The following is a 12,388-nucleotide window of genomic DNA, read 5'->3' as shown; positions in this document are numbered from 1 at the left end:
GGCTGGCAGCGTTGCTCACGGTGTAACCCCCAGTCCTGTCAGGATCGTCCGGAACTTCGTCGTGGTCTCGTCGACCTCGTCATCGGGATCGGACTCCGCGACGATGCCGCCACCGGCATGCGCCAGTGCGCTCATCCCGTCGTCGGCCAACACCGCACACCGGATGGACACCACCCAGCGGCCGTCACCGGAGGCATCACACCAGCCGACGGCGCCGGCATAGAACCCGCGGTCACCCTCCAGTTCATTGATCAGCGCCGAGGCCAGATCCGTCGGCACGCCGCCCACCGCGGGCGTCGGGTGCAGCGCCAGCGCCAGATCCAGGGCGCTGGTCGCCGCCGAGCGCAGCCTGCCGCGGATCGGGGTGCTCAGGTGCCACAGCGCATCGGTGCCGTGCAGTTGCGGTTCGTCGGCGATGTCCAGATCGGCGCACAGCGGGTCCAGTGCCGCGCGCATCGTGTCGACCACCAGAGCGTGCTCGTGCCGGTTCTTGGCCGAGGCCGCCAGGGCCGCGGCGTTGCGCGCGTCGATCTCCGGATCGGCCGAGCGCGGCGCCGACCCGGCGAACGGCTGGCAGGACACGGTATCCCCGGAGCGGGCGACCAGCAGTTCCGGACTCGCTCCCACCAGCACACCTTGGGTTGCCGGCGCCAGGTCGGCCAGATAGACGGTGGCCATCGGATCGGCGGCGGCCAGCCGCAGCAGTATCGATCGGGCGTCCCACGGCGACTCGGCCATCAGCCGCAGCGCGCGGGCCAGCACGACCTTCTGCAACGCCGACCCGGGAGCACGTAACCGGCGCACCGCCTCGGTGACCCGGTCGCGGTGCTCGGAACCCGCGGGCAGGGTCTCCCGCGAGCGCACCCGCGGCGGATCGACGGGCGTCCAGCCCGGCAGCGCCGTCATCCGGCTGACCGTCATCGGCGCATGCAGCGCCGCGGGCCGGGTGAGGTCGAACGGCAGAGCCCCCACCACCATCGACGTGGTGCCGGCGCGCAGCGCCTCCCGCGCGGCGGCCACCTCGGCGAACGCGGTGCCGATGCCCTCGGCCAGCACCGTGCCCGCCGGACCGGACAGCACGAAGGAGGGCGTCACGTCGGCGGCGGCAAGCATGGGTTGGGGTGCCCGGTCAGCCCGAGCGCGCTGATCTGACGGACACCCTTCTCGAAACCGCACACCGCGATGGAGGCGGCGGCCATCGAGAACCGCACCCCCTCCGACACCGGTAGTTCGACCCACCGGCTCAGCAGGGTTCGGGAGAAATGTCCGTGCCCGACGAACACCACATCGCGGGTCTGCATATGTCCCAACGCCGCCGCGATGGCGCGGTCGGCACGCGCGCTGACCTGTGCGGCCGACTCGCCGCCGGGGCATTCGTGGGTCCAGACGGTCCAGCCCGGCACGGTCTCGCGGATCTGCGGTGTGGTCAAGCCTTCGTAATCGCCGTAATCCCATTCGGCGAGGTCTGCGGACACACCGGTGACGGTCAGCCCCGCCAGTTCGGCGGTCTCCAGGGCGCGCCGCCGCGGACTGGAGATGACGACCGGGTCGGACAACTGCAGTTCGGCCAATGCCGCCGCGGCCAGCCGAGCCTGATCACGCCCGATGTCGAGCAGTTCCAGATCGGTGCGCCCGGTATGTCGACCGCTGCGCGACCACTCGGTTTCGCCGTGCCTCAGCAGAAACAACCGATGCTGGTGGACGCTCACCGTCGCGATTCTGCCGCACGCAACCGCATCTGTTGCATTCGCGTGCTTGGATGGAGGTGTGACGCGGGTATTGGCGGTCGCCAATCAAAAGGGTGGGGTCGCCAAGACCACGACGGTGGCGTCGTTGGGTGCGGCGTTGACGGAGAAGGGCCTCCGGGTGCTGCTCGTCGACCTGGATCCGCAGGGCTCGCTGACGTTCTCCCTCGGCCATGACCCGGATGCGCTGCCGGTATCGGTGCACGAGGTGTTGCTCGGTGAGGTCGAACCCAGCGCCGCGCTGGTGCAGACACCCGAGGGGATGGCGCTGTTGCCCGCGAACATCGACCTCGCGGGTGCGGAGGCGATGCTGCTGATGCGGGCCGGCCGCGAGTACGCGCTCAAGCGCGCGCTGGACAAGGTGGCCGACGACTACGACGTCGTGGTCATCGACTGTCCGCCGTCGCTGGGCGTGCTGACCCTCAACGGTCTGACGGCCGCCGACGAGGCGATCGTGCCGTTGCAGTGCGAGACGCTGGCCCACCGTGGGGTCGGGCAGTTCCTGCGCACGGTCAACGATGTCCAGCAGATCACCAATCCGGGCCTGTCGTTGCTCGGTGCGCTGCCGACGCTGTACGACTCGCGTACCACTCACAGCCGCGATGTGCTCTTCGATGTCGCCGACCGCTACGAGTTGCCGGTCCTGGCGCCGCCCATTCCGCGCACGGTGCGTTTCGCCGAGGCAAGTGCCTCCGGTTCGTCGGTGCTGGCGGGACGAAAGAACAAGGGCGCCAACGCCTACCGTGAGTTGGCCGAGAACCTGCTGAAGCACTGGAAGTCCGGTAAGGCGCTCGCCACCTTCACCCCCGAGGTGTAGTCCTGTCCCTTGGGTGAACTCAGGAGCCCAGCGCCACCACGGTGTCCCCGCGCTGCTCGATGAGGTTCGGTCCGGCCGTGGCGGGGACCACCGCCGTCTCGGCGGGTTCGCGGCGCAACTCGATATGACGAACTCCAGAACCGGTCTTGGGGTCGAAGACGTCGTACCCGTCGGTGACCGGAACCAGTAGCTCGCCGGCCATCACCGTGCCCGGGCCGACCGGCGCGCCGCCGGCGGCGGGGGAGACGGTGAACTTGTAGCGCAGGCCGTCGGCGGCGAACACCAGCAGCGAATCACCGGTCCACCAGGTGATCAGATCGCCGGCACGCGACGCGGTGGCGTAGCGCGACGGTGCGGCGTCCAGTGGAATGCTGGCCGTCACCGTTCCGGTGTCGTCGACGATGTTGACCACCGGTCGCGGCGTGGGAAGGTACACCGCGGTGGTGGTATCGGAGACGGCGATCACCCGGGCGTCGGCGTCGACCGAAACACCGGGTTGCTGTTCGTATTTGACGTCCGGAACGTCCTCTTCGTCGGACACCCGCAGCAGGGTCAGTCGCATCTCGGTCTGTTCCGGGCAGGACTCCATGATCGAGACCGCCGAGGAACTCGCCTGCGCCGAGACCAGTCGGCACAGCGGGGTCACCGGCACGTCGGGTTTGACCCTGGCGTCCAGCGCTCCCCAGCTGAGCATGCGCACCATGTCCGAGCGCCACAGTTCCAGCCTGCTGTCCCCGTAGGACAGCACCGCGGTGCCGTCGGTGGACAGTTTCACCTCGGGGTCGGCGTAGGCGGTGCGGGCGGGGCCGCGCTTGCCGGTACCGGCGTCGATGGTGCTGACCTGCCCGCACCCTCGTGAATCCGGGTACACCGCGACCGCGTACTGATAAACCGAGGTGACGCCGCACAACGGCAGATCGCGCTCGTAGCTCCAGAGTTGGGCACCGGTGTCCGGTGCCCGGCCGATCACCGCAGCACCGTCACCGGTCACCACGGCCCCCGAAACGACAAGGGGCTGTGTGGTTTCCGGGCTCGTCGCGGTCCACAGCTGCCGCAGCCGCTCCGGCACGGCGGTGGCCGGGGCCGGCGCGGTGACCTGGCCGGCGGCCGGGCGGCTGATCGTGGCGCGCGCGTCGCTGGTCCACCAGACCAGCACCGCGATGACGGCGACCGCGCACGCGATGGCGACGGCCGCGATCACATCACCGCGGGTGCGGCGTTCCGGCTGCGGCGGGCAGGAGCGCAGCGACCCGGGGATTCTTGGTGTCACTCAGCCGCGGCGGGAGCACTGGCCTTGCGGGGCCTGCGACGGCGGCGGCGCTTGGCCGGCGTGGCCTCGCCACCCTCAGATTCGGCCTGGGGCTCCGGTCCGGACTCCGAAGGCGTTGCCGCATCGCCATTCTCGGGATGTCCGGTGGCCGCCTGGCCGCCGCGGGTGCGGCGACGGCTGCGGGTACGGGCCGGGCGCTCGGCGCGTTCGGTGCGCTCGACACGCTCACCTTCGGTGCGGGTCTTAGGCTTGCGGGCCGTGGCGATGGAGCCGGTCGCCTCGGTCGGGATGTTCAGCTCGGTGTACAGATGGTCTGAGCTGGAATAGGTTTCGACCGGATCGGGGTTGTTCAGGCCCAACGCCTTGTCGATCATCGTCCAGCGGGGCAGCTCATCCCAGTCGACGAGGGTGACCGCGATACCGGTCTTGCCCGCGCGCCCGGTGCGGCCGATGCGGTGTACGTAGGACTGTTCGTCCTCGGGGATCTGGTAGTTGATGACGTGGGTGATGTCATCGATATCGATGCCGCGTGCCGCGACATCCGTTGCGACGAGCACGTCGACCTCACCGGTGCGGAAAGCCTTCAGCGCCTTCTCCCGTGCGATCTGGCCGAGGTCGCCGTGCACCGCGCCGACCTTGAAGCCGCGCTCGCCGAGTTCGTCGGCGACCTTCTGTGCGGTGCGCTTGGTACGGGTGAAGATCATGGTGGCCCCACGGCCCTCGGCCTGCAGGATCCGCGCCACCATCTCCACCTTGTCGAGGGCGTGCGCCCGGTAGGCGAACTGCTCGGTGGTGTCGTGGGTCTGCGAGGACTGCGCCGATTCGGCCCGGATATGGGTCGGCTGGTTCATGAAGGTGCGCGCCAGCGTGATGATGGGGCCGGGCATGGTCGCCGAGAACAGCATGGACTGCCGGTCATCGGGGGTGAGGCGCAGGATGCGCTCGATATCGGGAAGGAATCCCAGATCGAGCATCTCGTCGGCCTCGTCGAGCACCAGCACCGACAGGCTGCCGAGCTGCAGGTGGCCCTGCTGGGCCAGGTCGAGCAGCCGTCCCGGGGTGCCGACCACGACGTCGACGCCCTTCTGCAGGGCCTCGATCTGCGGTTCGTACGGGCGACCGCCGTAGATCGAGGTCACCACGAACTTGCGATCGGAGTCCTCGGAGACGGCCCGCAGGTACTTCGAGGCGATCTCCAGATCGCTGTAGACCTGCAGACACAGCTCGCGGGTGGGAACCACGATGAGCGCCCGCGGGGTGCCGTTGAGCGGGCGTCCCTGGTCACTGCTGATGCGGTGCAGCAGGGGCACGCCGAAGGCCAGGGTCTTGCCCATGCCGGTGCGGGCCTGGCCGATCAGATCGTCGCCGGCCAGCGCGAGCGGCAGGGTCAGCTCCTGGATCGCGAAAGCGTGTTCTTTACCGGTCTCGGCCAGTGCGCGGACGATCTCGTCGCGAACGCCCAGGTCGGCGAAGGAAGTCTTGGGGGCTTCGACCGGTGCGGTCGTGTCCGTCTGTGCGGTCGTGTCTGTCTGTGCAGTCATAGTGTGGTCCGGCGGCTTGGGCCGCCGTCAGCCTTTCGCTTGTCTTTCCTCGTCGCGTCCACGCGCGCACGACGATGACGAGTAAAAGGCGGATATCCCCAGATGGCGGGCGATACCGCTCCGTCGGGCCCAGCAATTGGACAGCGGGCCGAACCACGTGCACGCACATTTCTTTCGGTGGTGATGCGCACCCGGGAGTGCCGGTGACATCGCTACCGAATACCCATGGTAGCCGGTCACGCCTCGATAGCGCGCATTGTGGCGGTTTCGCGGTGTCGCGCAGCGGGGATATAACCAGGTCGTGACTCCTCATGTCGTGATCTCCGGCGCCGGTATCGCCGGGCCCGCACTGGCCCATCAACTCCATGCGCGGGGGTGGCGGACGACCGTGATCGAACGGTTCCCGCGGCGGCGTGAGGAGGGGCAGAACGTCGACATCCGCGGTGCGGCCCGCGAGGTGATCCGCAGGATGGGGATCGAAGCCGACGTCCGGGCCGCCGGGACCGGTGAGATCGGTACCCGGTTCGTCACCGCCGACGGCCGTCCCGCCGCGTCGTTCCCGGTCGGCGAGCCGGGAGGCAGTGACGGCCCCACGGCCGAGTTGGAGATCCTCCGTGGGGAGCTGTCACGCATCCTGATCGAGCACACCCCCGGTACCGAGTATCTCTTCGACCGCCAGATCGCCGATGTCACCGACCACGGTGACGGGGTGAGCACGGTGTTGCAGGACGGTTCGGTGCTGGAGTCCGATCTGCTGGTGATCGCGGAGGGCCTGCATTCCCGCTCGCGCCGGTTCGTCACCGATGTCGGTGTCGGCGAACTCGGCATGTACCTCGCCTACGCCACCATCCCGCGCCGCGATGACGACGATCTGTGGTGGAACTGGCAGCACGCCACCAGACGCCGGTCGGTGCATCTGCGACCCGACAATCTGGGAACCACCCGGGCCATCCTGACCTTCATGTCCGACGTGCGGGGTTTCGAGGAATTGGATCGCCAGGGCCAGCTGACCATCCTGCGGCGTACCTTCGCCGATGTCGGGGGTGCAGCGCCGCGCATCCTCGCCGATATCGACGCCGGGGCTCCGATGTATTTCTCGGCGGTGGGCCAGGTGCGGGCGCCGGTGTGGAGCCGGGGGCGGATCACCCTGCTGGGCGATACCGCGTTCTGTAACGGCACCTTCGGGGGAGCGGGGACCAGTCTGGCGCTCATCGGTGGGTACGTGTTGGCCGGCGAGCTGGCCGTCGCACCGGATATCGCCGGCGCGCTGGCGGCCTATCGGCGCACCATGCAGCCGTTCCTCGACACCGCTCCGGAGCTCAGCGAATCGATGTTGCGGCTGGCCAATCCGCATTCCGGGCTGGGCGTTCGTGCGGTGCGCGCCGTCGCCGCCGTGTCGGCCGGGCCGGTCGGCCGGAGGATCAGCTCCCTGGTCGGTGACCGCTTCTCCGATATCGCCGGTGCCGGGCTCAGGCCGCCCGATTACCCCCCGACCGGCACGACTGCAGGTATCGGTCCGGTGGCTCGTGATTAAGGTTGGCCCATGACCTCGACGCCGTCCGACGCCGCCGCCGGCATTTCCCGTGTCCCGGCCGATCATCCCGGTGTCACCGAGCTGTTCGCCCTGCTGGCCTACGGCGAGGTGGCGGCCTTCTATCGGCTGACCGAGGAGGCGCGGATGGCGCCGAACCTGGCGGGCCGGATCAACATGGCCAGCATGGCCGCCGCCGAGATGCGGCACTACGAGCTGCTGAACGAGGCGTTGTCGGCCCGCGGGGTGGACACCGTGCCCGCCATGACCAAGTACGCCCCCGCGTTGGAGAACTATCACCGCCTGACCACGCCGAGTACCTGGCTGGAGGCGTTGGTCAAGACCTATATCGGGGACGCGCTGGCGGCCGACTTCTATCTGCAGATCTCCGACGCCCTGCCGCCGGAGGCGGCCGAGGTGGTGCGTTCGGTGCTCGCCGAGACCGGACACTCGCAGTTCGTGGTGGCCGAGGTCCGCGCCGCCGTCACGGCCAGTGACCGTCAGCGTCACCGGTTGGCGCTGTGGTCGCGGCGGCTGCTCGGCGAGGCCATCACCCAGGCCCAGTACGTGCTCGCCGACCGCGACGATCTGGTCGATCTGGTGATCAGCAGCAGCGACGGGTTGGGTCAGCTCTCCGAGTTCTTCGACAAGCTGCAGCAGACCCACGCCAGTCGGATGCAGGAGCTGGGGCTGGCCTGAGGCGCTACCTGGTGCAGGTGGCGATCATCGAGTTGTTGGTCTGCAGCGCCAGCGCGGTGCCGTTGCCGTCGAGGATCGCGCAGTTGAGCTGACCGCCGACGCTGGTGGCCGTCACCGAGGACAGCGTGACTCCGGGGTTCAGGGTCACCGACTTCGTCCAGGGCAGGGCGACGTTCACATCGGTCTGCAGAGCGCCCTGCTGGTCGGTGTAGATGATCGTCACCAGATCGATGAGCTGGCGGTTGCCGGTCACGCGGTAGGTGATGGTGCGCGCGGCCGCGGCCGGGTCGACGGCGGCCGGGGGTGCGGGCGGCGCGGGAGCGGCCGGTGCGGGCGCGACGGGCGTCGGCACGACCTCGGGAGTGGCGGTGGCCGCCGGTGTCGGGGTCACGGTGGTCACGCGTTCGGGGTTGGTGTCTGCGCGCCCAGGAGCGGCGCTCGGCGCCGCGGCCGTGGTGGTGACGGCGTCGTCGGCCGGGGTCGCCGATGTGGTGGCCCCCGAGTTGGCCGACGTGACGGTGCCGCTATCGCCGCCACCGAGGATCACCCCGGTGCAGATGACGGCGACCATCAGGATGGCGCCGGCCACCCCGGCCACCCAGATCCAGCGACGGTCCAGCTTCTCGTGATAGTCCGCGGGGTATTCGTAATCGGCGTCATACCCGTCAGTGCCATAGCCGTCGGCCTCGTAGTCGCGGGCCTCGTAGTGACCGCCGGAGTAGCTGTCCTCGGCGTAATCGGGGCTGCGGTAGGTGCCCCTGCCGTAGGCCGGGCCGGAATCGCCGTACCGGCGCTGCCGATCGGTGGGGTAGTCCGAGCCGAACCGCGGTTCGTCCTCGATGCCCACGCCGGAGTCGCGGCCGGACCGGTAGCTATTGCCCGAGTATCCGTCACGCGTTGTCGAATATGGTGAGTATTGCCTGCTCATCACGTAATTCCCAGATCGTTTCGGTACGTACCCGGCCGATGCTAGTAGTGCAAAAGTTACGGATGATGCTGACTCGCTCTCGGTCCGATAACGGTCCGGCGTCGGTCTGGTCAGCCCGATTCGCTCACGGCGCAACGGTCGCAGCCCGCCTCGCTGCGATCCGCGTGGCGCTGTCCACTAGCCTGATTGAACGCATCGCCAAACAACCGAAGGGGTCTCAAGCGTGGACATCAAGATCGGGGTCGCCGACAGCCCGCGAGAGCTGGTCATCAGCAGCGCGCAGACACCCGACGAGGTGGAAAAGGCGATCGTCGACGCGCTGGGCGCGTCCTCGTCCGTGCTCTCATTGACCGACGAGAAGGGTCGCCGCTACCTCGTGCAGTCGGCGAAGATCACCTACGTCGAGATCGGCCCCAGCGACGCCCGGCGCGTCGGCTTCGGCACCGTCGGCGCCGAAGCGCTCAAGGACTAGGACCTGGTGAGCGGCACGTGTGACAGTCCGCCCCAGGCGAACTGCACCGTGCCCTCCACGGCCGCATCCTTGGAGATCGGCCGGTCGTTGTCGAGCCAGTAGCGGGCACAGTCGACGCTGGTCGACACCAGTCCCACCGCGATCATCCTGGCGCGGTGGGCCTCCAGCCCGGAGTCCCGGCTGATCAGATCGAACACCGCGTCGGTGCAGGATTCGGTGGCCACCTTCACCTGTGCGGCCACCTGTGGCTCGGTGACGTAGTCGTTCTCGAAGATCAACCGATAACCCTGGCTGTCGTGTTCGACGAACTCGAAGAAGGCCTGCACGGCGGCGCGCAGTCGCTGGCGGTTGTCGGTGGTGGTGCGCAGCGCTTGGCGCACCCCGGAGACCAGGTTGTCGACGTGCCGCTGCAGCACCGCGAGGTAGAGCTCCAGCTTCGACGAGAAGTGTTGATACAGAACGGGTTTGCTGACGCCAGCGCGTTCGGCTATCTCATCCATGCCTGCCGCGTGATACCCGCGGTCGACGAAGACCTCGCTGGCGGCGATGAGCAACTGACCACGGCGCTCATCGCGGGGCAGCCGGTTCCCGCGCCGATTACCGGGCCCCGTCTTGGCGCCCCGCGCTCCGGCGGCGTTGGCGAGATCGCTCATGACGTCCTCAATTTCACTCCGTACCGCGGGTACTGCTTTCCATTTGTACCGCGGCCACTGCGTACGTTCGGGTGTTCCGTTCGGGCGTTCACGCCTAAGCAGCCGGCACCCCCTGATCGCCACGACATTACTACCGCCCGTAGGTGAAGGTGTCGTCGTGGTGCTCATGTCGGTGGCGCGCCGGAATGGGATGCGCGCGGGGTTATGCCATTCTGGTGCGGTGACCTATGACCCGGGGCGCCGCGGGGGCAACCGTGGCCTCGGCGGGCAAGAGCGCAGCGACTCGGGATTTCGGGCCGACGGCCAAGATCCGAGCGAGTCCGGTTTTGTGAACGCCGGCCGCGCAGCGCCGCGCGGTGAGCAGCGCGCACAGCCCCGCCGCCCCACCCACGTCAACCACGGCCAGCCCCGCCGCGAACCGCCCGAGAGCGCCGCACAGCGCACCGATCCGCACCGGGTGCCTGCCGCCCGCGATCAGTGGCGCGAACCGTTGCGTGCCCAGCGTGACCCGCTGGCCGAGGACCTCGGCCGGGTCCGGTCAAATCGCGATGAGCGCGCCCAGTTCCGCAAGCAGACCTGGCTAGGACGATTCGTCTCCACCTACGGTTGGCGCGCCTACGCCCTACCGATCCTTGCCATCGTGACCGTCGTGGTCATCTATCAGACGATCGCCGGCCCGCCCGCGCCCACACCGGTCAATGCCGAAGGTCCGGTCCAGGCGCCGGTCGAATCGCCGAGCACCGAGATCGTCGGCGCCCCGCCCAAAGGCCTGACCCAGTTCGACGCGAACCTGCCGACCGGCATCCTGCCCGGCGGCGGACCGTTCACCGAGGCGGGCGCGAAGACCTGGCATATCGTGCCGGGCACCACGCCCAAGGTCGGGCAGGGAACCGAACGCACCTTCACCTACACCGTCGAGGTCGAGGACGGGCTGGACACCGCCACCTTCGGCGGCGACGAGGGATTCGCCACCATGGTCAGCGAGACCCTGGCCAACCCGAAGAGCTGGACCCACAACCCGCAGTTCGCCTTCCTGCGCGTGGACAACGACACCGAGGGCCCCCCGGATTTCCGCGTCTCGCTGACCTCCCCGTTGACCATCCGTGAGGGCTGCGGCTACGACATCCCGCTGGAAGCGTCCTGCTACAACCCGGCCTATCTCGGCGACCAGGCGCGGGTGTTTCTCAACGAGGCCCGCTGGGTCCGCGGTGCCACCTCGTTCCAGGGCGATATCGGCTCCTACCGCCAGTACGTCATCAACCATGAGGTCGGTCACGCCATCGGCTATCGCCAGCACGAACCGTGCCCGGAGAACGGGGCGCTGGCGCCGATCATGATGCAGCAGACGTTCTCGACCAGCAACAACGACGGTGCCAAGTTCGACCCGCAATCCGTTCCGGCCGACGGGCTCACCTGTCGGTTCAACCCGTGGCCCTACCCGATCGCCTGACCACGCCCGACGCCGGGAACGGATGGCCCGGTTTTGCTGTTGGATAGCTGTGCCTGGTCTGATTGAGGCCAGGAATTCGTCGTCCAATGCAAGGAGCGCACGGTGACGTCACTGCCCCCGCTGGTGGAGCCGGCCGCCGAACTGACCCGCGAGGAAGTCGCGCGGTACAGCAGGCATCTGATCATCCCCGACATGGGGGTCGACGGTCAGAAACGGCTGAAGAACGCCAAGGTATTGGTCATCGGCGCCGGCGGGCTGGGATCGCCGACCCTGCTCTATCTGGCCGCCGCCGGGGTGGGCACCATCGGCATCGTCGAATTCGACGTCGTCGACGAGTCGAACCTGCAGCGTCAGATCATCCACGGCCAGTCCGATATCGGCCGCTCCAAGGCGCAGAGCGCGCGCGACTCGGTGCTGGAGGTCAACCCGCTGGTCAACGTCGTGCTGCACGAGCTGCGCCTGGAGCCCGAGAACGCAGTCGACCTGTTCGCCCAGTACGACCTGATCCTGGACGGCACCGACAACTTCGCCACCCGCTACCTGGTCAACGACGCCGCCGTGCTGGCAGGCAAGCCCTACGTCTGGGGTTCGATCTACCGGTTCGAGGGCCAGGTGTCGGTGTTCTGGGAGGACGCCCCCGACGGTCTGGGCCTGAACTACCGCGATCTCTACCCCGAGCCACCGCCACCGGGCATGGTGCCCTCCTGCGCCGAAGGCGGCGTGCTGGGCATCCTGTGCGCGTCGATCGCCTCGATCATGGGCACCGAGGCCATCAAGCTGCTGACCGGTATCGGTGACCCGCTGCTGGGCAGGCTGATGGTCTACGACGCGCTCGACATGACCTACCGCACCATCAAGATCCGCAAGGATCCGGCGACGCCGAAGATCACCGAGCTGATCGACTACGAAGCGTTCTGCGGTGTGGTCTCGGACGAGGCCGCCGCCGCGTCGGCCGGATCGACGGTGACGCCCAAGGAACTGCGTGAGCTGCTCGATTCGGGCAAGCCGGTCGCACTCATCGACGTCCGCGAGCCCGTCGAGTGGGAGATCAACCACATCGACGGCGCCTCGCTGATCCCGAAGTCGGTGATCGAGGCGGGCGAGGGATTGGCCACCGTGCCGCAGGACAAGACCCCGGTTCTGTACTGCAAGACCGGCGTCCGCTCCGCCGAGATGCTGGCCGTGCTGAAGAAGGCCGGCTTCTCCGACGCCTTGCATCTGCAGGGCGGCATCGTGGCATGGGCCAAGCAACTCGAACCCGACATGGTCATGTACTGACGGT

The 12,388-nt window shown here is 68.4% G+C and carries 12 protein-coding genes; 6 read left to right on the top strand and 6 right to left on the bottom strand.

The features are described from left to right. Nucleotides 1–15 precede the first annotated feature (15 nt). Both G154_RS24875 and G154_RS24870 read right to left on the bottom strand, forming a co-directional pair. Entirely contained in the window at nt 16–1,113 is a 1,098-nt protein-coding gene (locus tag G154_RS24875) for an isochorismate synthase MenF (RefSeq protein WP_036480640.1), read from the bottom strand. Next, a complete protein-coding gene (locus tag G154_RS24870; RefSeq protein WP_019514665.1) occupies nt 1,092–1,709 on the bottom strand; it encodes an acid phosphatase in 618 nt (205 codons plus the stop codon). Before G154_RS24870 ends, G154_RS24875 begins: the two co-directional genes overlap by 22 nt. Nucleotides 1,710–1,767: 58 nt before the next feature. Between G154_RS24870 and G154_RS24865 the strand changes: the two genes are divergently transcribed. After that, complete coding sequence (locus tag G154_RS24865; protein WP_019514664.1) at nt 1,768–2,562, top strand: ParA family protein; 795 nt, start codon at nt 1,768–1,770, stop codon at nt 2,560–2,562. Nucleotides 2,563–2,581: 19 nt separating this feature from the next. Here G154_RS24865 and G154_RS24860 read toward each other — a convergent pair whose 3' ends face one another. Continuing rightward, the gene (locus G154_RS24860; RefSeq protein WP_023985448.1) at nt 2,582–3,832 is read right to left on the bottom strand and encodes a hypothetical protein; all 1,251 of its coding nucleotides are present in this window, start codon (nt 3,830–3,832) and stop codon (nt 2,582–2,584) included. Further along, complete coding sequence (locus tag G154_RS24855) at nt 3,829–5,373, bottom strand: DEAD/DEAH box helicase (RefSeq protein WP_019514662.1); 1,545 nt, start codon at nt 5,371–5,373, stop codon at nt 3,829–3,831. Before G154_RS24855 ends, G154_RS24860 begins: the two co-directional genes overlap by 4 nt. Nucleotides 5,374–5,674: 301 nt before the next feature. On the opposite strand from G154_RS24855, the gene G154_RS24850 reads away from it, so the two are divergent. Both G154_RS24850 and G154_RS24845 read left to right on the top strand, forming a co-directional pair. Next, entirely contained in the window at nt 5,675–6,907 is a 1,233-nt protein-coding gene (locus G154_RS24850; protein ID WP_023985449.1) for an FAD-dependent monooxygenase, read from the top strand. Between the two features lie 9 nt (nt 6,908–6,916). Continuing rightward, complete coding sequence (locus G154_RS24845; protein WP_019514660.1) at nt 6,917–7,603, top strand: ferritin-like fold-containing protein; 687 nt, start codon at nt 6,917–6,919, stop codon at nt 7,601–7,603. 4 nt (nt 7,604–7,607) lie between these two features. Here the strand turns inward: G154_RS24845 and G154_RS24840 are convergent, their stop codons facing one another. Then, nucleotides 7,608–8,531 (bottom strand): hypothetical protein, encoded by a 924-nt coding sequence (locus tag G154_RS24840; RefSeq protein WP_031601385.1) that lies wholly within the window; start codon nt 8,529–8,531, stop codon nt 7,608–7,610. Between the two features lie 223 nt (nt 8,532–8,754). Here G154_RS24840 and G154_RS24835 point away from each other — a divergent pair, with 223 nt between their 5' ends. Next, nucleotides 8,755–9,003, top strand: coding sequence for a DUF3107 domain-containing protein (locus tag G154_RS24835; protein ID WP_019511183.1), 249 nt, complete (start codon nt 8,755–8,757; stop codon nt 9,001–9,003). Here G154_RS24835 and G154_RS24830 read toward each other — a convergent pair. Continuing rightward, a complete protein-coding gene (locus tag G154_RS24830; RefSeq protein ID WP_019511184.1) occupies nt 9,000–9,656 on the bottom strand; it encodes a TetR/AcrR family transcriptional regulator in 657 nt (218 codons plus the stop codon). The two genes, G154_RS24835 and G154_RS24830, sit on opposite strands and share 4 nt — an antisense overlap. Nucleotides 9,657–10,113: 457 nt before the next feature. Between G154_RS24830 and G154_RS24825 the strand changes: the two genes are divergently transcribed. Together G154_RS24825 and moeZ are read left to right on the top strand one after the other, a co-directional pair. Further along, entirely contained in the window at nt 10,114–11,106 is a 993-nt protein-coding gene (locus G154_RS24825) for a DUF3152 domain-containing protein (RefSeq protein WP_023985451.1), read from the top strand. Between the two features lie 102 nt (nt 11,107–11,208). Further along, nucleotides 11,209–12,384 (top strand): adenylyltransferase/sulfurtransferase MoeZ, encoded by a 1,176-nt coding sequence (gene moeZ, locus G154_RS24820; RefSeq protein ID WP_019511186.1) that lies wholly within the window; start codon nt 11,209–11,211, stop codon nt 12,382–12,384. Nucleotides 12,385–12,388 lie beyond the last annotated feature (4 nt).

The sequence above is a fragment of the Mycobacterium sp. VKM Ac-1816D genome (assembly GCF_000416385.1).
GTDB classification, from domain to species: Bacteria; Actinomycetota; Actinomycetes; order Mycobacteriales; family Mycobacteriaceae; genus Mycobacterium; species Mycobacterium neoaurum_A.
This window is presented reverse-complemented; position numbering and strand designations above follow the sequence as displayed.